The sequence below is a fragment of the Actinomycetota bacterium genome, from assembly GCA_040905475.1.
GTDB lineage: Bacteria > Actinomycetota > AC-67 > AC-67 > AC-67 > DATFGK01.
In genome coordinates, this window is the sequence record JBBDRM010000105.1 from 1 (window position 1) to 23,403 (window position 23,403).

General features: G+C 65.7%; 15 protein-coding genes. 5 read left to right on the forward strand and 10 right to left on the reverse strand.

Annotated elements, in window-relative coordinates:
* Nucleotides 1–940: chaperonin GroEL (gene groEL / locus WEB06_12475; GenBank protein MEX2556429.1), on the forward strand; the 940-nt coding region annotated here is incomplete at its 5' end.
* A gap of 63 nt (nt 941–1,003) precedes the next feature.
* On the opposite strand, the gene WEB06_12480 is transcribed toward groEL, so the two are convergent.
* The 4 genes from WEB06_12480 to WEB06_12495 form a co-directional block, all read right to left on the reverse strand.
* Complete coding sequence (locus tag WEB06_12480) at nt 1,004–1,585, reverse strand: DUF11 domain-containing protein (GenBank protein ID MEX2556430.1); 582 nt, start codon at nt 1,583–1,585, stop codon at nt 1,004–1,006.
* 354 nt (nt 1,586–1,939) lie between these two features.
* On the reverse strand, nt 1,940–3,184 hold the full coding sequence (locus WEB06_12485; GenBank protein ID MEX2556431.1) for a hypothetical protein: 1,245 nt from the start codon (nt 3,182–3,184) through the stop codon (nt 1,940–1,942).
* Nucleotides 3,185–3,205: 21 nt separating this feature from the next.
* Nucleotides 3,206–3,850: a superoxide dismutase family protein gene (locus WEB06_12490; protein MEX2556432.1), complete on the reverse strand. Its 645-nt coding sequence runs from the start codon at nt 3,848–3,850 to the stop codon at nt 3,206–3,208.
* A gap of 219 nt (nt 3,851–4,069) precedes the next feature.
* Nucleotides 4,070–4,576, reverse strand: coding sequence for a hypothetical protein (locus WEB06_12495; protein MEX2556433.1), 507 nt, complete (start codon nt 4,574–4,576; stop codon nt 4,070–4,072).
* A gap of 169 nt (nt 4,577–4,745) precedes the next feature.
* Between WEB06_12495 and WEB06_12500 the strand changes: the two genes are divergently transcribed.
* Both WEB06_12500 and WEB06_12505 read left to right on the forward strand, forming a co-directional pair.
* Nucleotides 4,746–5,363, forward strand: coding sequence for an FHA domain-containing protein (locus tag WEB06_12500; GenBank protein ID MEX2556434.1), 618 nt, complete (start codon nt 4,746–4,748; stop codon nt 5,361–5,363).
* On the forward strand, nt 5,363–15,040 hold the full coding sequence (locus WEB06_12505) for an AAA family ATPase (protein ID MEX2556435.1): 9,678 nt from the start codon (nt 5,363–5,365) through the stop codon (nt 15,038–15,040). Before WEB06_12500 ends, WEB06_12505 begins: the two co-directional genes overlap by 1 nt.
* Nucleotides 15,041–15,055: 15 nt before the next feature.
* Here the strand turns inward: WEB06_12505 and WEB06_12510 are convergent, their stop codons facing one another.
* The 6 genes from WEB06_12510 to WEB06_12535 all read right to left on the reverse strand — a co-directional run bounded on the left by WEB06_12510 (nt 15,056) and on the right by WEB06_12535 (nt 19,774).
* Entirely contained in the window at nt 15,056–15,376 is a 321-nt protein-coding gene (locus WEB06_12510; protein ID MEX2556436.1) for a hypothetical protein, read from the reverse strand.
* Nucleotides 15,377–16,258: 882 nt separating this feature from the next.
* The gene (locus WEB06_12515; GenBank protein MEX2556437.1) at nt 16,259–17,164 is read right to left on the reverse strand and encodes a hypothetical protein; all 906 of its coding nucleotides are present in this window, start codon (nt 17,162–17,164) and stop codon (nt 16,259–16,261) included.
* A gap of 247 nt (nt 17,165–17,411) precedes the next feature.
* A complete protein-coding gene (locus WEB06_12520; protein ID MEX2556438.1) occupies nt 17,412–18,278 on the reverse strand; it encodes a signal peptidase I in 867 nt (288 codons plus the stop codon).
* Nucleotides 18,279–18,280: 2 nt separating this feature from the next.
* Entirely contained in the window at nt 18,281–18,946 is a 666-nt protein-coding gene (locus WEB06_12525; GenBank protein ID MEX2556439.1) for a hypothetical protein, read from the reverse strand.
* Between the two features lie 52 nt (nt 18,947–18,998).
* On the reverse strand, nt 18,999–19,553 hold the full coding sequence (locus tag WEB06_12530) for a hypothetical protein (GenBank protein ID MEX2556440.1): 555 nt from the start codon (nt 19,551–19,553) through the stop codon (nt 18,999–19,001).
* The gene (locus tag WEB06_12535; GenBank protein ID MEX2556441.1) at nt 19,550–19,774 is read right to left on the reverse strand and encodes a hypothetical protein; all 225 of its coding nucleotides are present in this window, start codon (nt 19,772–19,774) and stop codon (nt 19,550–19,552) included. The genes WEB06_12530 and WEB06_12535 overlap by 4 nt, the downstream gene beginning before the upstream one ends.
* Before the next feature lie 114 nt (nt 19,775–19,888).
* Between WEB06_12535 and WEB06_12540 the strand changes: the two genes are divergently transcribed.
* Nucleotides 19,889–22,795, forward strand: coding sequence for an AAA family ATPase (locus tag WEB06_12540; protein ID MEX2556442.1), 2,907 nt, complete (start codon nt 19,889–19,891; stop codon nt 22,793–22,795).
* A gap of 137 nt (nt 22,796–22,932) precedes the next feature.
* Nucleotides 22,933–23,361: a cyclic nucleotide-binding domain-containing protein gene (locus WEB06_12545; protein MEX2556443.1), complete on the forward strand. Its 429-nt coding sequence runs from the start codon at nt 22,933–22,935 to the stop codon at nt 23,359–23,361.
* The last annotated feature ends 42 nt before the right edge of the window (nt 23,362–23,403 follow it).

A 23,403-nucleotide genomic window follows, 5' to 3' on the forward strand; every position in this document is an offset into this window, starting at 1 on the left:
CCTGCTCCCGATCCTCGAGAAGGTCATGCAGTCCGGCAAGCCGCTCGTCATCATCTCCGAGGACGTCGAGGGCGAGGCCCTCGCGACCCTGGTCGTGAACAAGATCCGCGGCACGTTCCGCTCCGTCGCGGTGAAGGCTCCCGGCTTCGGCGACCGGCGCAAGGCCATGCTCCAGGACATCGCGATCCTCACCGGCGGTCAGGTCATCTCCGAGGAGGTCGGCCTGAAGCTCGAGAGCACCACGCTCGACATGCTCGGCAAGGCTCGCAAGGTCGTCGTCACCAAGGACGAGACGACGGTCGTCGAGGGCGGCGGGGACGCCGAGCAGATCAAAGGCCGGATCAATCAGATCAAGGCCGAGATCGAGAAGACCGATTCCGACTACGACCGCGAGAAGCTGCAAGAGCGTTTGGCCAAGCTGGCCGGCGGCGTCGCGGTCATCAAGGTCGGCGCGGCCACCGAGGTCGAGCTGAAGGAGAAGAAGCACCGCATCGAGGACGCCGTCTCGGCGACCAAGGCCGCGGTGGAAGAGGGCATCGTGCCCGGTGGTGGCGTGACGCTGTTGCAGGCGCAGAAGTCCCTCGACAAGCTCGATCTCGAAGGTGACGAGCGAACCGGCTCGCTGATCGTTCGGCGGGCGCTCGAGGAGCCGCTCAAGCAGATCGCGCACAACGCCGGCCTCGAAGGCGGCGTCATCGTGGACAAGGTCCGCCAGCTCGATCCGGGGTTCGGCCTCAACGCCGACACGGGCGAGTACGTGGACATGTTCAAGGTCGGGGTCATCGACCCGGCGAAGGTGACGCGCTCGGCGCTTCAGAACGCCGCGTCCATCGCGGCGCTGTTCCTCACGACCGAGGCGGTCGTGGCGGAGAAGCCCGAGAAGACGCCGGCCATGCCGGGCGGAATGCCCGGCGGCGGCATGGGGCACGACGAGTTCTAAGTCGCGGCTTCAGGAATCAGAGGGGCGGGCCTTCGGGCCCGCCCCTTGTTTGTCGCTCCAGGCTCAAGCGACCGTGGTGACGGCCGTCTTGGAATTGTTCGTCGCGTCTGGATCAGACTCTTGCGCCGTCACGGTCGCGGCGTTCGAGAGCGTGCCGGCTTTGTTCGGGGCTTTTGCCACGATCGTGATGGTCGCACTCGAGCCCGAGGGCAGCGTCCCGACCGTGCACGTCACCTTGCCGCGCACGGTGCTGCAGCTTCCTTGCGTGGACGTCGCGCTCTTGAAGGCGGTCTCCTTCGGGAGCGTATCGGTAACCGTGATTCCCGTGCCCGTCGCGGGTCCGAGGTTGGTCACGATGATCGTGTAGGTGATGTTTGTTCCTTTGGCGGCCGACGACGGAGCAGTCATCGTCAGAGACAAATCTGCAGATGTAGGAACGGGGTCGCTCCCGATCGTCCAGGTGCGCACAGCGGGGGTGGCGTCGCTGTTACCAGCGGCGTCCGACGCCTTGACGCTGAATGTGTGAGACCCGTTCGCGAGATCGGTGTACGTCTTGGACGACAGGCACGTCGAGAAGAACGGCCCCGTCGAGCGAGCAGGCGAAGACGGACCCGGACTCGCTCGAGGTGAACTCGAACGTGGCACTGGTCGACGTCACGGTCCCGGTGGGCCCCGAGGAAATCTGTGTCTCGGGAGCCGTGAAATAGACGGTCCAGGACTGCGTTCCCGCGGTCGCGTCCGTGTTGCCGGCCGGATCGGTCGCCTTCACTCGAACCGTGTGTGGGAGCCTTCCGTGAGCTCGGAGTACGTCGCCGGCGAGGTGCACGCTGCGTAGACGGCGGTGGTTGCAACGACACCTCCTTGAGAAGGGACGGTCGGCCCCGCATCGTCCTGTTGAGCAAACAGGATGCGCCCGGTCGGCCTTGCGGCCGTGGGTTGAACCCTCTCCTTTGCAGCCGACAAGGGCGAGAGCGATAGCGCACAACGCGAAGCGGCGCATCACCGCACCACCGGCGACCAGGCGAAGCCCCAATCGGTTCCGGGGCTTCGTGTCAGGTTCTTCTTGCCTGATCCGTCGGGCTTGATGATCCAAATGTCATCATCGCTTTCGTAGGCGATCCATCGGCTGTCGGGCGACCAGGCGCCGGAACGGGTGCTATTCGTCATGAGGCGAAGTCCGGACCCATCTGGTTTGATCGTGTACAGCGCCTCACCGGTGAGTTCCTGTCCGTTACTGTCGAGCGTTGCGCGTACAAAAAGGATCCCAGAACCATCCGAGGACCACGACGGGAAGACGTCGAATTCAGGACCGGTGGTGAGCTTCCTCATTGATCCATCCGTGGTCACAATGGAAAGGTCGCCGTCGCGCTGGAGCAGGAGTCGCGTCCCGTCAGGTGACCACGTCAGGCCCGGCTCTCCTTCATGCCCGATGGTGACTGGAGCGTTCAGGATTCGGGTTGCGCCGGTGCCGTCTGCCTTCGCGAGGTAGGTCCCGGATCCTTGGGTGTAGGCGATGGTGGTTCCGTCCGGCGACCAGGCCCAGATCGCCTCGTTATCTTCGAGCTTCCGGATGAGCACGTTCCTACGTGCCCCGTTTGCGTCGGCGAGATAGAAAGAACCTTCAGACGCAAACGCGACCCTTGTTCCGGCGGGAGACCAGAACTCGCCCCCCATCCAGCCGGCCGGTCCATAGGTGGGTAGGTTCTTCGCGAAGCGGTCTCGCCCGGATCCGTCCGCGTTGGCCACGTGGAATGCCAGCTCGTGCTCGGCCCAAGCCACCTTCGTGCTGTCTGGCGACCATGCGAGGGCGGCGCCTGGACCGCCGATGAAGCTGTAGGGCCCGAGGCTCCTGCGGCCCGTGCCGTCCGGGCTCACGACGACGACCTCGCCAGGCTCCGGCTTCGTGTCGGTGCCGACGTGGATGAAGGCGAGCATTCTCCCGTCGGGTGACCAAACCGGAGCCTCGTCTCGCCCCGGCGAGTTCGTGATCCTTACGACCCCCGAGCCGTCGGCGTTGATGATGTAGATTTCGGTGTTGCATTCGTTCGGCGCCATGCGCGCGCAGCTCGGGTTGGCGTCGTCTCGAGAACTCACGAACGCTACCCGGCCCTGCGGGCCGGCCGGTGCCTTCGGAGGCGCACCGCCGCCGCATGCGGATAGAAGAGCGCCGACGGTCAGCATCGCTGCTCCTCGAGAGGCCAGCCGTTCGAGCCGACCGCTCGTCCAATCTCCTCGACGCTTCATCGCGACTCCAACCCTCACACGCTAGTCGGACTCGTCGATCACGCCGCACGCGTGCCTGCCACCGGCGTTGCCGGTGTTCGCGGTCAGCCCGGTCGCGGTGTCGTTCGTCGTCCCGGTGGAGTTGGGCGTGTACTGCGTGGCGCCGGTTCCGGTCGGGACGTTGCCGAAGTTGTCGGCACCGGCGTGCACGATCACCGCAAGGCCGATGAGGTCCTCAACAGAGAAGCGGTCGGTCTTGAACCTCGACGAAGCGGTCCCGTCATCCATCACGAGAAGGACCGGCATGTCTCCATCGTGATCTCCGTGCGTCGTTCCCTCGCCGACGTAATGCCCGCCGGCAGAGGTGAAGGGTGCCGCGCACACGCCGACCGCGTGGATGTGGAAGCCCTTGAAGCCCGGCGTCAGGTCTGTGGCGAAGGCGGCCTCCGCCTTTACCAGCACTTTGTCGCCCTGTTGGATGAACTTGACGACGGCGACCTTGCGATCCTTGCCGTCATGGAGCACTGCCTTCGCGGCGGCGGCGGCGGCGTCGCTCGCGCTCACTCCGGCGGTGAGCAGCCCGAGAGCCAATGAAGCGATTGCCAGACCTGCGATCAACGAACGCCTCTTCAAGACGTAGCGGAGCCGTGCCAGCCTTGCGGTCTCGAGAATCCTCCGTCCGATCATCGTGTCCTCCTTCGGGTCTCGTGCCTTTATTGGAACATTCCCGTCTACTGCGTCACACTCCACGGCGTCAGCCCGATCCACGTGAGCCCTCAGATGGTCGAGGCAGCGCTCCCAGGCCAACGCCTTTACCGCCCAGCCCGTGGCCTCGTTCGCGACTTCGCGTGCGGGGACCTCGAGGGGGAAGGCGGGTGCTCTGGCGGTATCCATGTCTGAGACCTCCTACTCGGGCACGACGGGGGACAACTGGCTGTACGGAGCGAAGCACTCCAGCTCGCCGGCCGAGATCCCTGCGTCGACGGCCGCTTCGGACGTGTACCGCTTGCCGGCAGCGGGGAAGTTCGAGCCCGCAACGCAATCGATTCCGGTGACGTGTGCCTTGTAATCGGGATCGCCCGGCACGGCGGTCAAAACCATGTCCATAAACGTGTCGGGCTGATCCGTGCAGCCCATCTGGGTTGCTCCGGGGATGAACAACGAATACAGCGCCGGCCCCGTCGGCGTCTTCGCGCTGCGATCAGGCCCGAGCCCGAAGCACTCGAACCACAGCTGGTTGGAGTTATCGCTGTTGCCCGAGGGACCCATCATCACGTAGCGGACGTCGCCTTCGTAGAAGGCAGGCCAGATCTCCTGTTCCGGCGTGCGAGCGATGCCCGTCCCGGCGGGAACCAGCAGGAGCGCGGACGTGACGGCGACGAGAGCGGTGAAGGCCAGCAGTTTCGGTCTCACGATTCCTCCTCTCTATTGATCCTGCGAGGCTGATCATCGGCGAGAGGCTCTACGCTCCGGAATCACCGCAGAGACAGGCTTCTGTCGGGCCGTGGCGTGGCTTTTCTTGCCAAATAGTTAGGTCTTGTCTTCCCTGCCCGATTGGCTTACTTTTCGGATAGGGGGATGGTTGCCGGCATATCTAGAGGTGTGGAGACCGACCGGCCCTGAGCTCGTTGCGCTGGACGCGGAGCGGGTCACCGTCGGCAAGGCCCCCACCAACGACGTCCCAATCGCGTCCGACCGGACCGCCTCGCGGCTCCACGCCGTCTTCGAGCGCTACCAGGCCGGCTGGTGCGTGCGGGACCTCGGGTCTCGCAACGGCACGTTCGTAAACGGCCAGCGCATCTGGAGCGAGCACACCCTCTATGCCGGCGACGAGGTCCGCGTCGGCAAGACGCGGCTTGTGTATCGCCCCGACGGCTCGCTTAGCCCGCTGACGGTGACCGAGGCGGCCGAGGGGGTTCCCGACCTGACCCGCCGGGAAGGCGAGATCCTTCTCGCGCTATGCCGTCCCGTCCTGACCGGGGACGTGTTCACCGAGCCCGCCTCGATCCGGCAGATCGCCGAGGTTCTCGTCGTGACCGAGGCAGCGATCAAGCAGCACCTGGCTCATCTCTACGACAAGTTCGGGATCCACGAGGACGGCGAGCGTCGACGCGTCCGTCTGGCGAACGAGGCGGTCCGGCGCGGCGCCGTCACCATCGCAGATCTTCGAGCGGAGCGATCCCCCGGAACGAGCACGTAGTGGCTCGGCTCATCCGTTCTCGCTACGAGCCCATCGAAGTCATCGGGCGCGGCGGCCAGGGGCACGTCGTTCGCGCGGTCGACCGGCAGCACGACCGTCCGGTCGCGCTCAAGGTGCGACGAGCCGGCTCGCAGGCCGACCGGCAGGCGCTGCTGTCCGAAGCGCGGATCCTCCTGGGACTCCGACCGCACGCCGGTTTGCCGCTCGTGCGTGAGGATTTCTTCGTCCGCGACCGCTATTACCTCGTGATGGACTGGGTGGAGGGGGAGAACCTCGAACGCCTCCTCGAACGCCAAGGTGATCCGGGCCTTTCGTTCTCGGCGGTCGCCGGTTACTTGGAGCAGGCGGCTGCCGCGCTCGACCACCTTCATGCGCACGATCCGCCGATCGTTCACGGGGACGTGAAGCCGGCGAACCTGATCTTGAGACCCGACGGGCGCGTGATTCTGGTGGACTTCGGCATCTCGGGTTTGACGGGGGCAACCAGCGGCGAGACAACTGGAACGCCGGGCTTCACCGCTCCTGAGGTCTCTGCGGGCGCTCCGGCCACGCCTTCCGCCGATGTCTACGGGCTGGGGATGACCGCCTACGCGCTCCTGAGTGGAACGGTTCCCCGAGGAGGGGAGCCCGTCTGGGAAGGAGTCCCTTCCGCAGACGTGGCGCCGCTCGAGCGGGGCCTCCGACGGGCGCTGGCGACGGATCCTGCTCGCCGTCCACGCACGGCCGGCGAGCTCGTCGAGCGTCTGACCGCCTGGCGCTCCGCTTCTCTCCCGACGGGAGTCGTCACCTTCCTGTTCACCGACATCGAGGGATCGACCCCGCTGTGGGAGCGTCATCCCGACGCGATGCGCCGTGCGCTGGCGCACCACAACGAACTCGTCGCCGACGCGGTGGAACGTCACCACGGTCGCCTGTTGTTGGAGAAAGGCGAAGGGGACAGCACGTTCTCGGTCTTCGAGCGAGCCACCGATGCGGTCGGATGTGCACTAGCCCTCCAGCTCAAGTTCGGCGCCGAATCCTGGCCCGAAGAGATCGCGATCCGGGTGCGTATGTCGGTTCACACGGGGGAGGCGGAGCTTCGGGGCGGCGCCTACACGGGCAACACCACGAACCGCGCCGCCAGGATCAGATCCCTGGCGCGAGGCGGACAGATCCTGCTGTCGCAGACGACGGCCGGGCTGGTGCGTGGGGCGCTCGGCACCGGCGCTGCACTTGCCGATCTCGGCGAGCACCGTCTCAAGGGTCTGGCTCAGGAGGAAAAGGTCTACGAACTCTGCCATCCAGCTCTTCAGAGCGAAGGTCCACCGACGGCGCTGGAAACGCTCGATCTCGTTCGGCAACCGGACGATGCGCTCGACACGGAGGCCCACGAGCCGGCGTCGATCGTTCCACTGCAGCCTTCGCTGGCGCCGCGCGATCAGCCAGTCTTCGTGGGTCGATCTGCTGATCTCCAGCAGCTTCGCGATCTCTGGGTTCGAGCCACCGGTGGAAGACGCGAATTCGCGCTACTGACGGGCGAGCCGGGTATCGGTAAGACGCGCATGGCGATGGAGCTCGCCCGAAGCGTTCACTCCGACGGTGCCGTCGTTCTGTATGGACGCTGCGATGAAGAAAACCTCGTTCCCTATCAGCCGTTCGTGGAGATCGTGCGCCACCTTGCCGGAGTGATTGATCCGGATTTCTTACGCGAGATGCTTGGGCCCGGTGGCGGTGAGCTTGCCAGGATCGTGCCGGAGCTCGGTCAACGGATACCGAACCTTCCGGAGCCGATCCGTGGAGATCCGGATGGGGAACGCTACCGGTTGTTCGAGGCCGTAGCCTCGTTCATGAAGACGCTGGCGGGAGCGTCTCCGCTCTTGCTGCTCCTCGACGACCTGCACTGGGCGGACACACCGACACTCCTGCTCCTCAAGTACATCCTTCGCTCAACAGTGGACGCCCGTCTCTTGGTCCTCGGCACCGCTCGTGAGGCCGAGGTGGCGCCCGACCACGCCCTGGGCGAGATGCTCGCGGACATTCGGAGAGAGCATTCCTTCGAACGGGTCTCGCTGACCGGACTGGAGGAGCCCGAATTGACGCCGATGATCGCCGCATGGGCCGAGAGGGCCCCTCCTCCGTACTTCGTTCGTGCGATCCATTGTGAAACCGAGGGGAACCCATTCTTCGTGGGAGAAGTGCTCCGCCATCTGCGCGACAGCGGGGTCATCCCTGAGCCAGGCGCTGAGTGGGGGACCGAGCTGGCGGTCGAGAAATTCGGGATTCCACAAGGCGTGCGTGAGGTCATCGGGCACCGGCTGTCCCGGCTATCGGAGCCGTGCAACCGAGCGCTTTCGCTCGCATCGGTCGCAGGTCGCCGGTTCGGGCTCGACGTCCTCGAGCGGATCGCCGATCTTTCCGGCGATCGGCTGCTTGAAGCGATCGAAGAGGCGCGAGCCGCCGGCGTGATCGAGGAGGAACCGGGCGCGGCGGACCGCTACGCGTTCGCGCATGCGCTGATCCGCGAGACGTTGTACGAGGCGCTATCGACAAGCCGCCGGCTCCGGCTCCACCGCCAGATCGGCGAGGCGCTGGAGGCGCTTCATCTCCGCGACCCGGAGCCCTACCTGGCCGAACTCGCCTACCACTTCGTCGAGGCCGCTTCGCTTGGGGACTTGGAACGGGCGGTTGACTACGCGACGAGGGCAGGCCATCGAGCTCTTGCCCAGCTCGCTTTCGAGGAGGCTGCGACCCACTACGCGCGAGCGCTCGACGTCCTCGGGCGCGCAGCGGCGGTCGACGAAAAACGTCGAAGCGAGTTGCTCCTCGCGCTGGGCGAGGCTCAAACGAAGGCGGGGGACAAGTCTGTCGCGAAGGAGACGCTGCTTCAGGCTGTTACGTCCGCGCGCGCTGCCGCTGCAGCGGAGGTGATCGCCCGTGGCGCACTGCTGTACGTAGGGAGCACGGAATGGAGCACTGCCCTTTTCGAAGGAGATGAACATCCGCAAATCGCCTTACTCGAGGAAGCGCTGAACGTCTTGCCCCAACGGGACGAGGCGCTGCGCGTGATGGTGCTCGCCAGGCTCGCAGTCGCCCTCTACTGGACCAACAGCCAGGATCTTCGGGATCGGGCGGAGCCGATGAGCAAGGAGGCGTTAGAAGTCGCCCGGCGTACGGGGAATCCTGCGGCGATCGCGGCCGCGCTCGAGGCGAGGTGGTACGCATTTTGGCAGGGGGAAAACGTCGAAGATCGGATTACCGATTGCCGCGAAGCCCTTCGCCTGGCGCGCGATTCCGGTGATAGGGAGCAAGAGATGAGGCTCCGCCGGCTGCTCATCTTCGACTCGCTTCAGTTGGGAGACGCTAGCGCTGCGCAGCACGAGATAGAAGCTCATGCGCGCCTTGCCGAGGAGGTCCGACAACCGAAGTACGCGGCCTACACCGCGATGTTTGCCTCGACGAAAGCCACGATGGAGGGGAGGTACGCAGAGGGAAGCTTGTACGCCCGGCGGGCGTTCGACATCGGCCAGGGCGAAGGGGGAATGTGGGCCATTTCCGGCGGTTTCTTCAGCACGCAGATGATGATGATATGGCGGGTGGACGGGAGCTTGCTGGAATGGGAGCCCGGCTTGCGCGAGGCGGCCGAGACCATCCCCATTCCCGCCACCCGGGCAGCAATGGCGCTCTTCCTTTGCGATCTGGGGAAGCTCGACGACGCGCGTGTCGTGTTCGACGGGCTGGCGAAAGACGATTTCAGGGGGATCCAACGCGATTTCGCTTGGCTGCACGCGATCGCCTTCCTGGCCGAGGTGTGTGCCGCTCTTGATGACACCTCGCGCGCAAAGACGTTGTATGAGCTCCTGCTCCCTTACGCCACACGCAACCTCGTCTCAGGCCCCCCTGCGCTAGCCAGCTTCGGTCCGGTGGCCCGGCATCTCGGGCAGCTCGCGGCGACGCTCGGGAGGACGCGCGACGCCGTCGACCACTTCGAGGCCGCGCTCAGGATGACAAGAGACATGGGCGCGCGGCCCTTCACGGTCCTGACCCAATGCGACTACGCGGCGGCGCTCCTGAACGCGGTACATCGCGACCGGGCGATGACGCTCCTCGATGAGGCTATGGCGACCGCGGACCAGCTCGGCATGAAGGCGATCGTTCAGAGGATCGAATCGCTGAGATCTCGCGGAATTCAGCCCGTTCTCTTCAAGGCCGAAGGAACCCCTTTCATCGGACGTGTAGCTGAACTCGAGCGGATCCGGCGCCTGTACACCGAGGCCTCGGCCGGACGCGGGAAGCTCGTCGTCATCAGCGGCGAACCCGGCATCGGAAAAACCCGCCTAGCCATCGAGATCGCCGCCGGCGCTTCCACTGACGGCGCGAACGTCTTGTACGGACGCTGCGACGAGGACACGCTCGTCCCGTATCAGCCGTTCGTCGAAGTCCTTAAGCAGCTCGTGGAGGCAGCCGCTCCGAGGGATCTGGCCGAAATGTTGGGCGCGGCTGGAGGAGAGCTTAGCCGACTGGTTCCCGACCTCCGCCGGCGTGTTCCCGGCCTTCGAGAGCCAATCCAGGGGGATCCTGAAGGAGAGCGATACCGATTGTTCGAGGCGGTCACGGGCGCCTTGGGGACGACGGCAGCCCGCCGACCGACGATTCTCGTCATCGACGACCTGCACTGGGCCGACAAGCCGACGCTCCTCCTTCTCAAGCATCTTCTTCGCGTGTCGTCGACCGGCCTGTTGGTGGTCGGGATCTATCGCGAATCGGAGGTCACACGTGAGCACCCGCTCGCGGGGATGCTGGCCGATTTGCGGCAGGCCCAGGGCTTCGAGCGAATCTCTCTCGAAGGACTTGCCGAACGCGAGGTCGCGGAGCTGGTCGGGGCAATTGCCGGCGGGACGGCGCCCTCCGGGCTCGCGCGAGCGCTTCACGATGGGACCGAAGGAAACCCGTTCTTCCTCACCGAGGTCGTCCGTCATCTGAGAGAAAGCGGCGCGCTCGAAGACGTGCAATCGGCGGGCCCGAGCGAGGCTCTGCTGACTGGAGCCGGAATTCCCGAAAGCGTGCGAGATGTGATCACGCGCCGGCTTTCACGCTTGTCGGATGCGACGAAGAACCTCCTTTCGTTCGGCGCAGTCGTCGGCCGAGCATTTGCTCTCGACGTCGTGGCGCGTGCGACCGACATCGATGAGGACGATCTGTTGAGCGCGGTCGAGCAGGCGATCGCTGCGAGGGTGATCGAAGAGGATCCGGCGACACCGGACGGCTATACGTTCACCCACGCACTCATCCGGGAGACGCTTTATGAAGAGCTCGGTGCCAGCAGGCGACTCCGGTTCCACCACCGCGTAGGTGTCGCGCTCGAGGAGCTCCACGCCCAAGACCTGGCGCCCCATCTGGCCGCACTCTCCCTGCACTTCCTCAAAGCGCATGCAGGTGATGCTCAAAAGGCCATCGAGTATTCGATCGGGGCGGGAGAGCGCGCAGCAAGTCAACTTGCATACGAGGAGGCCGCCAACTACTACCGCAGGGCGCTCGACGCGCTTGGCTCGGCGGCGATCGACGACGAGGCGCTTCGGAGCCGGCTGCTCCTGCTCCTCGGCGAGTCGCAGCGGAAGTCGGGCGATCCGTCCGCGAAGCCGACCCTCAAAGAAGCGCTCGAAAGTGCACGGCGAACCGGGGACGGAGATACGTTCGGGCACGCGGCGCTCCTGTACGCCGGACCGATGTTGGGGTCCACTGCGGTTCTCCGAGAGGATCGTTCCCTTGAGATTTCTTTTCTCAAGGAGGCCGTCGGTATGCTCCCGGACGAGCCGAATCCGCTCCTCGTGAGAATCCTGGCGCGCCTCGCCGTCGCTCTTTTCTGGGCGTTTGGGCGAGAGGAGGCGCGAACGCTGAGCGAGAAAGTCCTCGATCTTGCTCAGCGTGCGGGAGATCCGACCAGCCTCTCTGTGGCGTTGAGCGCCTCCAGGTACGCCACCTGGACCGGCGACACCCACGCCCGGCTCGACGGCGCGCGCGACATCCAGCGGCTCGCGCGGCAGGCGGGGGATCGGGAACAGGAGCTGGAGGCCGACAGCTGGATCCTGATGGATCTGCTTGAGCTGGGGGACAGAGGTGCCGCAATTGCAGCCATGGAGCAGTACGTCTCGCTTGCGGGGGAGTTGAGACAGCCGCGCTACCTCGCGCTCGTATTCATTTTTCAGGCGCTGTTCGAGATAGCCGAAGGAAGGTTCGAGCGGGGACAGGAGCTGGCAAAGGAAGCAATGGTCATGGGTCAGCAGGTCGGGAGTATTGACGCCTCATCCTGGTTCGTCACGCAGATGTTCGGCGTTTGGCGCTGGACCGGAGTGCTCGCGGGATTTGAGCCCGCCCTTCATCAAGCGGTCGACAATGCACCGGTGGTCGCCGCGCGAGCGGGCTTGGCACTCTGGATGGTTGACCTTGGAAGGCTTGATGAGGCGCGCACCGAGCTCGATCGCATTGCAGCACACGACTTCGACGACATTCCCCGCGACTTGATATTCGTGCAGACTCTGGCCTTTCTCTCAGAAGTCGTCGCTGCCTTGGGCGACCGCCGCCGCGCGGAGCTTCTGCATCAATTACTCATCCCCTTCACGCGGTTCAACATCGTGACGGGCGTGCCGCCGCTCGCTGTATGGGGACCGGTGCCCCACTTCCTCGGCATGTTGCTCGTCACACTAGAACGCTACGAGGAGGCAGAGGAACAGTTCCAAGCGGCTCTGCGCATGTGCGGCGCGCTGAAGGCCGCGCCTCTCAAGGCGAACACCCAATACGTCTACGCGCGCATGCTCGCCGATCTCGGCCGTTCAGAGGCTGGTCTCAAACTCGCCAACGAAGCTCTCATCAGCGCCGAGAGCATCGGCATGACCCTGCTCGTGGAGCAGCTCCAGGAGCTCATCAGAGCCATCAAAGCCGGTCAACTGTCGGCCCTCTCCTCCTCCCTGGCGGTCCGGAGCGACCGCACCCAATTCGTCGGACGAGAACGGGAGCGAGCCGAGCTTGCGCGGAGGACCACAGAAGCCGCTGAAGGGCGTGGTTCCCTCATCCTCATCAGCGGCGAGCCGGGTGTCGGCAAGACGCGTTTAGCCGAGGAGTCGGCCCTGGAGGCAGCGACGCGGGAGATGTTGGTGTTTGTCGGTCACTGCGAAGACGGCGACGGCGGGGTTCCGTACCGTCCCTTCGTTGAAGCGCTGGAGGGCGCTCGACGCATGCTCGGCGCGGAGCGGTTCCGGGCGATCCTCGGCGACGAGGCCCCGGAGATCGCGCGGCTCATTCCCGAGATACGCCGTGCCGAGCCGGATCTGCCCCCACCGCTGGAGCTGCCGCTCGAACAAGAGCGACGCTTCCTCTTCAACTGCGTTGTCGAGATTCTCTCGCGCCTGGGGAAGGAGCAGCCGATCCTCCTCGTGCTCGACGACCTCCAGTGGGCGGACGATTCTACGACCATGCTGCTCGCGCATCTCGCGAACCGACTGCCGCAGATGCCCCTCGCCGTCGTAGGCACGATTCGGACGGACGAGTCGGGCAGCGGTCCCATCGCTCGCTTCGTCGCGGACCTCGATCGGACGAGGCTCGCTCACGAGATGGAGCTGGAACCACTTCCCCCGGACGACGTCGCCGAGATGGTGGGGACCCTCGCGGACTCCGACGTGCCCGCGCCCATCGTGGACCTCATCGCAGCGGAAGCGGAAGGGAATCCCTTCTTCGTGGAAGAGCTCTTTCGCTACCTCGTTGAGGAGAAGAAACTCATCGATGCCGAAGGTCGCGTCCGCGAGGATCTCACGATCGGCGAGATCGACGTGCCGAGGAGTGTCCGCCGAGTGCTGGGTCGCCGGTTGGGTCGACTCTCGCCGGAGCTCCGGGAGAGCCTCTCGATCGCGGCCGTGGTCGGCAGGCTCTTCGACCCGGCAATCTGCGCGGCGACCCTGGATCGGAAACCCGCCGACTTGGTCGAGGTCTTGTCGCAAGCCGAGCGTGCGCGATTCATCATTCCGCTGGAAGGTGGACGCGGTGATTATGGGTTCTCACACGAGATCGTCCGTCAGTGCTTGCTCGCCGAACTCGCCGCCGCAGAGAGACGTCAACTGCATTTTCGTGTTGCCGAAGCCATCGAGCGCCTCCATTCGGGCAGCCTCGATGACCGATCGCCTGAAATCGCTTACCACCTTGTCGAGAGCGGGGCCGCTGATCCCGTCAAGACGGCCGGGTATCTGAAACGGGCCGCCGAGCGGGCGCTGTCGGTTGCCGCGTTCTCTGATGCTCTTCGATGGATCGATCAGGCGGCAACGCTCCGCGAGCACGACAGCTCTTCGGAGCGTGCCGATGTGCTCAACATGCGGGGCCTGGCGCTCGACGGTCTCGCTCGCTGGGAGGAGGCGCACTCGGAATGGCTGGCGGCGCTGGACATGTACGAGGGGTCCGGGCAAATGGAGAAAGCACAGCGTGTCTGTGCAGACGTCTCCGTGCGTTTGGGGTGGGGCGGGCGCTTCATGGAGGCGCTCGCGATCGCACTGCGCGGGCTCGATTACGGTCCAGGTGATGCCGCTCCGGACCGGTGTCGGCTCCTCGGTGTCGCGGGCCGTATTCTCGGTCTCGCCGGCGATTCAGATGGTGGCCACGGCATGGTCGACGAGGCGATCGAAACGGCCGAGCGGCTCGGCGACCGCAGGCTCCTCGGCAGGGTCATCGGCGAGAAGAGCGCCGTCCACTGGAGTCATATGGATCTTCGCGGGCAGACCGAACTGGCCGGCAAGGCAGCGCAACTCGTTCGTTCCGAGGGCGATCTGTGGACGCTGGCAGACGCCCTGTGGATGCGACAGATCGGATTGCTTTACCTCGGTCGGTTGGCCGAAGCGGACGAGATCGACCGGGAACTCTGGCCGCTTGCTCACAGGCTGGGACACAACGGCACCGTGATGGCATGCGGTCGGGTCCGGGCGGTGATCAACCTCATGCGTACCGGAGACCTGGAGGCCTACGAGCGCTACGCGGAGGAAGACCTGGATCTTTGCCGAGCCGCGGGATTCGCTTGGATCTCGACGTCTCACGCCTGGCTCGGCTGGGCCCGTTTCTGGCGAGGGGATTGGGACGACGCGCTCGTCCGCTTCGAAGCGGCCGCAGATCTAGAGCCTCCGGGGGCGCTCAACGGCTCGGATTCGTCCGGACTCCTCCTCGCACGGGCGTATCGGGGCGAGCATGAAGAAGCACTGGCGATGCTGGATCGCATCCGAAAGCGAGGGGAGCTGCCAACGCCCGGTGAACGGAACTCGTGGGGCTCGTGGGCGATGCTTCATGCCGCCGTCGAAGCACTCGAGCACATGGGTCGCTCGGATGAGGCGTCCGCTTTGTATCCGCTCGTCGTCGAGTCGATGGCAACCGGCGCGTTGTTCCGCTCCTGGGACGCCAGGCTCCTCGAGATCGTCGCGGGGATTGCGGCGACCGCAGGCCGATCATGGGATACAGCGGAACGACACTTTCAGGCGGCGGCTCGGCTTGCCGACGAGCTGCCTTTTATTCCGGAGCAGGCGGAGGTCCGGCGGTTCCACGGACGCATGCTGCTCTTGCGAAACGGCTCGGGAGACAAGGAACGGGCCCGGGCCATGCTCGGGGAAGCGGTGGCGATCTATCGAAGGCTCGGCATGCCCAAACACGAAGCGCTGGTGACAGAGCTGCTTTGATCGAGACGGGGCCCGCTATTCTCCGAAGGTAAACAAGCCCGTCATCGACCCGACGGTGATCGGTTCCGTGACGCAATCGCCCTTGACCGGCCGGAAGACGTCGGGCCCGACCCACCGAGTCGGACCGAGCCGGCCGTAGGTGACGAGGAGCGGCACCGCGCGCACCCAGTTCAGGCTTCCCTGAAGGCTGAGCGTCTCTCCGCCTTCGACCGGGAACGTAAATGAGACGCGCCCTCGGCCCGAACCGCCGAGACATGTGTACCCGATGGCGTCGGAGAGCGGGCCTACGCCGTAGCGGGCTCGGAAGGTGAACGCTCCACTCCCGCGCGGATCCAAACGTTCGCCTCGAAGGGAGCCGACGCAGCCCGTGAGGAGGCCCGTTGTTTGATGCGTCGCCGGGTCTACCGAAGTGGAAGAGCCTGACGTGGAGGTGAGCGAGACGCCGGGTAAAATGAAAACGAGCGTTGACCCACGACAGGCGGCGCGGTCGGCCGGCCCGCCAGCGGCCGGCGCGATCATCGCCGACCCGAGCGCTGCGGATGCGAGAAGGAGCGAGACCGGTCGAAATCGATTGCCTGCTCGTTCGAGCACCACACTACCTCCCAAGGTTCAGTGGCCTGACGCACGCCTCGCGGGTGTTCTCGGGACGCACGCTTTGACCGTAGTCTTGCGAGTCTGGCCGGGGATACACAATTCCCCGGGAGTCAGCTTCGCCATTGGAACGAGGCAGGGTTTCCTTTCCGATTGGCTATCCGGGGGCGGTCCTTCGAGCACGCCCCTGATTCATGCGATGAGCCCGAGCTGGATGTCTCGTACCTACTGAGCAGGTCGACGACGTTGAGCTCGATTCCGAGGAGGTCGGTCGTGAGCGTCTCGCCGGTGTCGCGCTTCATGGGAGGTCTCGACAGCACGGACGTGCAGTAACTTCTGCGGGACGGGCACTATCGTCCACGCCGGCGCTGTTCTTCACGACCGAGGCGGTCGTGGCGGAGAAGCCCGAGAAGTCGCCCCCGGCGATGCCGGGCGGCCCGGGCGGCATGGGGCACGACGAGTTCTAAGTCGCGGCTTCAGGAAGTGGGGGGGGGGGGGGGGGGGGGGGGGGGGTGTTGGCACCCGCCCCTCGCACTGTAACGTTGATTTCAGACCGTCTCCCGGAGCTGATGACCAGCCGTCCCTATAGGCGCGTCGACGCAACGGTTCGGCGTTACGTGAGTGTTCTCACGCTGGCCCCCAGTCAGGGAACAATTCGTCGATCGCCGGCGTGTTCGTCAGGTTCGTTGCGCCCGAGCCATCGATGGCCATCACGTAGATGTCCGCGGGGTGGAGCACCTCATCGATCAGGTCGGCTCGCGTGAAGACGATGCTGGTTCCATCGGGCGAGAACCGCGGAGAGAACTCGTTCGTCGCCGTGTTCGTGAGCTGGATGAGTCCCTTCCCCGTCGGAGCCTTGAGGAACAGATCGCTCTCTGTATCCGCGCAGGCGTTGTCGACCAACGAGATGAAATTCCCTCCGGGGGCCCAGTCCCAGGCCTGCGCCTTCAGGTCACCGGTGAGCCTTGTGAGGTGGGTCCCATCGGCGTGCACGGTGTAGATGGCGCATCCGTTGCCGCGGAAGCGGCTGAACGCGATCCTTTGTCCGTCTGGGGAGAACACCGGGTTGATATCGGTGCCGGGGCCGTCCGTGATCTGGGTGAGCTGGCCCGTGCCTATCTCGAGCATCCAGATGTCGCGATCACCATCGAGATTGCTTGAATAGATGAGCTTTGTCCCGTCGGGAGACCATGTAGGGGTTCGATCGGTACCGGTATTGAAAGTGAGCTGCACGGGGTTTGCGCCGTCGTGGTTCATGACGAAGATCTCGCGATCACCGTCCCGGCTGCTGTCGAAGGCGATCTTGGTTCCGTCCGGTGACCACTTCGGGAAGATGTTGCTTCCCTCGCCTGGCAGGAACCCGGTGAGTTGAAGCACGTCTGAGCCATCCGGGTTCATGGTGAAGATCTGCGCGCTGCCATCCGGAAGCGGACCGAGTTGGAAGGCGATCCTTCCGTTCGCTCCCGGATATGTGGCCCGCGCCGGCATCACAGTGCCGAGTACGAGCAACGCACAAGCAATGATCGTGATCATCCAAGGATTGGCAGAGATCGATCTAGACTGTTCATGCCGTCCTCCTTCCACCGCTTGTCTCGGTGATGACATCCGTCTCCCCTTCATGTTTCCTCGCATGAACCACGTACCTCCTCAACTCCGGACCCCGTCACGACGATCGCCCGGCTCATGTTCGGATCTGCTACCGAGATCGATTGAAGCGATCAAGAGTGAAGCGGCAAGGATGCCCGGCCACCCGAACACCGACCCTGGCTTGTCGAACATGTCACCTCCGTTCGGTCGATGGGTGCGCCGCCTCCGCCGCCGGGTCGACGACGCGATCGAGCTCGATCAAGCGATCCCTGATGTCGATCCGGGTGGGCGGTTCGGTCAGGGATACGTAGTAACTGCGCCAAGACGTAGCGAGGTTCGTCTTCAAACGGGCCTTGGCGTCGAGGCGCGGATCTCGGACGAAGTATCGGCGCCACGACACAGCGCAGGCCGCTCGAAGTTCCTCGGAGCTGAGCCTGGCCAAGGATCCATCGGTTGAGGTCTTGATCGGACCCGCGTCGCTTGATGGCTCCTTTTGGCCCTCGGCCGCTCTTGGTCGGGGATCGGCGCCACGAAGCGAAACGAGGGCCGACATCGCTACCAGCACTGCAAGGCCGGCGGGGGGACGGAGCATCCAGGCCACGCTCCCAAGTCTCGGGACGTGCCATCGGAGCCCGCCTTCGACGAGCCCGGCAGGAACTACGAGCGGGTCGGGTGTGGCGTTGGCATCCCCTTGCGTGCGGAAGAAGAGACCTTCCGCACCACGATCGAGGACGTCGGCGACGCGGTGGAGGATTCGAGTCTCGCGGTGGGCGGGATCGAAGAACGAGATGATGTCTCCGGACTCGATCTCTCGAGGGCTCACCGGTATCACGACGGCCAGCGATCCTTTCGGGATCACGGGAGCCATGCTGGCGCTCTGAACGTTCTCGAGGCGCCACCCAGCGAGCCATGCGGCTGCCAGTCCCACGAAGACCGAAGCGAGCGCAAAAATCCATAAGCGGCGTGCGATGTTTACGAGCACACGCCGCGACCACAAGCGCGACATATGCGCGAGGACGGGGAGCCCAGCAGGCCTCCCCGTCCTCATCGACCGTTCCATCTCTACGCGAGACCCTGCAGGGTGAACGTGATGTCCCACTGCACGCGGTCGGTTTGTGCCTGGGCGTAGGTATCGTCGGACTGCCCACCTTCGGCGAACACCGTCATCCGGAGCGCGCAGATCTCGCCCGGTGCAAGGTCGGCGTCGAATACGAAAGAGTTGGCCCCGAGATTCGCAAAGGAGCTCCGCCCGGTTCCGGTACACGATCCTGACGTCGACCCCGTCTGTCCCGCAGTCTGGGCGGCGAGGACTTGGCTCAGTTCGCCGGCGTCCCCGTCCTGGCAGCTCGTGTCACCCGCGGCGGACTCGGACGACTCGCAAGCCCCGACCTCGGTGTCGACGATGTTTTGGAACGTCAGACTCAGCTGTCCGACGGCCGATCCGTCGTTACGCAGACAGAACACGTCGGTGGACGTGCTCGTTTCCTCCCCGAGCGTGGTGGTCCACGTCAAGAGGGCCGTGAACGGCCCGTCCTCGTATGTTGCCGTCCCGCACTCCGCTGCGTCGGAGACCCGTGCCGCCTTGACGTCGTGGGCGAACGTTCCCGACGTCACGGTGTTTCCGGTACTCGTGACGGAATCCGACGCGAGGGCGAGCAGGCCCGACCCCAACAGAAGGGACACTGCCGCCCCGAGTGCGATCAACGTCAGTCTGCGTTTCCTGTTCATTTTCCCATCCCCCCTCGAATTCACAGTCGCGAACGCGACTGGCTAGCTACCGCTAAGGACCACCGCCCAGCACGAGCTCACCGTCGAACACGAGTGGATCGAACGTCCCTGCCACGCCGCCGATGATCAAGTGCTCGACCTCCGCCGCCACCTGGACGGTGCCGGAGCCTTGGGCGCCCGCATAGGCGCCGGTCCCCCCCGTGACCGTCCAGGTACCCGACCCCACGATCCGAACGGTTCCCGGCTTGGAGAGCAGGTCGAGGCAGTCCCGGGCCTGATTGTGAAGTTGGAGCGCGCCGTCCGGCAGAGTCAGAAGGACGACGTCCTCGACGGTGCGGTTGCAGATGCCGTCAAGGCCCGGCGATGACCGAAGCGTCGAATAGCCATCGACCGTGCCCGGCCCGGGCGTTGCCGAGCCGCTCCCGTGGAAGCTCAGCTCATCGCTCAGTCCCGGGCCGGTCAGGAACGTGATGGTGAATGTGCCTTGATAGGTCGCGTGGAACGCTGTGGCGTCGGCGTGGGCCGGCAGCGCGAAGCAGAGGAACATCGCCACGAGAAAGAGCACGACGCCCGCGCGCGTGCGACGAAAAGCAGCTGGCCCCCTCACGGGATCTCCACCGGCCTCACCTCGACCAGCTCCGTTCGATGGGCGATGAATGGAGGGAACTGCGCATACGCTGCGGCTTCGTCGGACGCTTCGAGCGTCCACCAGATCCGGTGGCCGCCCTCGATGCAGGACCCGAGTGCTTCGGTACGGCGGAGCGGGCTCTCGAATCCCAGCCAGGCCGCGAACGCGGCTTTACACTCGGCCGGTTCGTGCTGGTGCATGAGCACGTACCTCCTCAACCCCGGACCCCCATCACGGCGATCGCCCGGCTCATGTCCGGATTCTGGGCGTTTGAGGCTTGCGGGAGGAGGGGGGAAGTCCCTACCTTTTGTTCCATGGGACGCGCCGGGGGGGAACCGGGCCTCGTCGGGCGGGAGCTCGAGCTGAAGCGCCTCGATGCCGTCCTCGGCAAGGTCTCCTCGGGCCCCGCCTTCGTGGAGATCGTCGGCGAACCCGGGATCGGCAAGACACGCTTGCTCGATGCATTGACGCACCGAGCCGAACAGCAAGGCGTCTTGGTACTGCGCGGGCGCGCGGCCCAATTCGAGCGCAGCGACCCTTTCCAGGTGTTCGTCGACGCCCTCGATGACTATCTCAGGACCCTGAACCTCGACCTGTTCCGGACGCTCGAAGACACGGTAAAGGCGGAGCTGGCCGGCGTGTTCCCCGCGCTTCGCTCGTTCGACGTGGACGTGGAACCGGCACTGGACGTGGAACGGTTCCGCGCCCACCACGCGGTGCGTACGCTTCTCGAGCTGCTCGCGCGGAAGCCGCTCCTGGTCGAGCTCGACGATCTGCACTGGGCCGACGAGGCGTCGCAGGAGCTCCTCTCCTTCCTGCTGCGCCGTCCACCGCGCGGCCCGGTTTTGATCTGCATGGCTTACCGGCCGGCGCAAGCGCCCCCCAGGCTCGTGCAGGAGCTCGTTCGCGCGGTTGCGGCCGACGTCTGTCAACGCGTCGAGCTTGGGCCGCTCGAACGGGGCCACGCGAGCGAACTCCTGGGGGAGACGGTTCCCGCCCGGATGGTCGACGCGCTCTACGAGGAATCAGGCGGCAATCCCTTCTACATCCAACAGCTCGCGCGGACGAGGTTCGAGCAGGCTGGATCCGGACAGGGACACGAAACGGGGGAGCTCCCGCGATCGGTGCTCGTCTCCATCCGCGAAGAGCTCGACGCCCTGAGGGAACCCGAGCGTGCGCTTCTCGATGGCGCGTCGGTTGCCGGCGACCCATTCGATCTCGATCTCGCGCGTGACGCCGCCGGTTTGCAGGATGAGGAATTCCTGCCGGCGCTCGACGCACTTATCGAGAAGGATCTCGTCCGAACCGCGGGAGCGCCGCGTCGCTTCCGCTTCCGTCATCCGATCGTGCGCAACGCCGTCTATAACACCGCCTCGGCCGGCTGGCGCCTCGCGGCCCACGCGCGTGCGGCCGGGGCGCTCGCTTCCCAGGGAGCCTCGGCGGCGGAACGTGCGCACCACATCGAGCGATCGGCGAAGAAGGGTGACGAGGGGGCGGTTTCGATCTTGCGTGAGGCCGGTGCCGAGGCGATGGGGCGGGCGCCCGCTGCGGCGGCGCACTGGTTCGAGGCGGCCCTGCGAATCCTTCCGGGCGAAGGCTCGAACCCTCGCCAGATCGAGCTTCTGCTGCCGCTCGCGGTTTCGCTCGGCGCCGCCGGCCGGCTGGCGGAGAGCCGAGACGCGCTGCGGAAGGTGCTCGGTGCCATCCCCCCGCAAGCGATCCGCGAGCGCGTTGAGGCGGCGGTGGCTTGCTCGATGGTCGAGAACTTCCTCAGCCGGCATGCCGAGGCGCGGGAACTCTTGATGTCCAGCTTCTCCGGAGTGCCGGATGGAGCCGTCGTGGAACGTGCGACGCTTCACCTCGCGCTTGCAAACCTCGGCTGTCTCAGCAACGACTGGGAGGAGGTCGAGCGGCAGGCTCGCGCTGCCCTCGAAATCGTCGCAGGGACACACAGCCCGACGATCGAAGCTGCGGCGACGATCCTGCTCGCGCTTCAGCCGGTCAGGCTGGGTCGGCTCTCAGAGGCACCGGCGCTCATCGATCGTGCCGCCGCGCTCACGGATTCTCTGACGGATGCTCAGCTCGCCGAGCGGCTGGAGACCCTTGCGTGGCTCTTCACGCTCGAGCTCTTCGCCGAGCGAGCGGACGACGCGATCCGGCATGCCGAACATGCCACTCGGGTCGCGCGGGGAACCGGGCAGTCCCATCTGTTGCCGCTGCTGATGATGGGACGCAACTGGTCCATCAGCTTCCAAGGCCGCCTCCGCGAGGCAGACGAGGGCTGGCAGGAGATGCTCGAGATCTGCCTTCTCACCGGCAACTCGGAATTCGAGGCGTGGGCACTGGCCGGGCAAACGCTTGTGGCGACGGAGCAGGGGGATCGGAGGCGCGGCGCCCAGTTGGCCGAGCGAACCGTGGAGGCCGCGGCCGCATGCCGAGGCGAGCAGATCATCGCGTACGCACACGTCTATCCGGCCCGATACTGGCTCGAGGTTGGCGAGCACGAGCGAGCGAAGCGGTTAATCCTCGAGGGCGCCGGCGGGCCGGAGCTCACGCAAGCGGAACGTGTCTGGCAAGGCATGTCCTGGAGCTACCTCGCGCGATGTGAGCTCGCGGTCGGCGATCTCGAGGCGGCGGAGTACTGGATCGAGAAGGCCGAGGCGGTCGCGGAGGAAGTGGGGCTCGCCGGACGTCGCGGGTGGGCGAGTACGGCCCGAGCACGGCTCGAACTCGCGCAAGGACGCCCCGGCCCTGCTGCGGAGACGGCCGCGCGAGCCGCGAGCGAGTGTGCCCGAGGTGGATTCCTGATCGATTCCGCCCGAGCCCGACTGGTCGCCGGGCAAGCCCTGGCGGCGTCCGGCGAGGTTGAGCGAGCCGCTCAGGAGTGCCGGCGCGCGTACCAGGAACTCGACCTGATGGGAGCGCAAGGATACCGCGACGAAGCCGCGCGCTCGCTCAGGATGCTCGGAACGCGCGTGCCGCGACGCGGGGGGCGGGGGGCGGCTCGTTCCGGAGTCGACGCGCTCAGCCAGCGCGAGCGCGAAGTCGCGGATCTCGTGATGGACGGGCGAACGAACCGCGAGATCGCGGAAGTGCTGCACATCTCGGAGAAGACGGTCGAGAAACGGTTGTCGACGGTGTTCGAGAAGCTCGACGTCGCCAACCGCGCCGCGGTGGCCTCGAAGCTCGCGCGGACCGCCTCGTCAGACGATCCGGCGTGATGCAGCGTTCGACCAGCACGATGCAGCTCCGCTTGGTAGGGCCCATTTCCGATAGCGGCTGTGACTTTTGTAACTGCCCGCGATCGCACGATCGGTTTACATTCGGGCATGGCGCTAGGCCGGCGGGAGGTGGGAACATGAGGTCCAAGAAGCAGCGGAAGAACGAGGCGCTTTCCAACGTCATGCTGTTCTCGGGGTGCGACGGCAAGGAGATCTCCAAGATCGCCTCTTTGGCGACCGAGATCGCCGTCCCCGAGGGGAAGGTCCTCGCCCGCGAGGGTGAGGCCGGTCGCGAGTTCTACGTCATCCTCGACGGCAAGGCCGACGTCGAGATCGGCGGCAACCAGGTCGCCACCCTGGGCCCGGGCGATTTCTTCGGCGAGATGGCGCTCCTCGACCAGGGGCCGCGCGTCGCGACGGTGAAGGCCGTTACCCCCATGGAGGTCGCCGTCCTCGACCCGCGCGAGTTCGTCTCGCTGATCGAGGAGCACCCGGCGGTCGCGCGGAAGGTCTTGAAGGTCATGGCCGGACGCCTTCGCGGGGCGGAGCAGAGCCCGGTCCACTAGCACTGCTCGGGAAGTGGGGGGGGGGGGGGGGGGGGGGGGGGG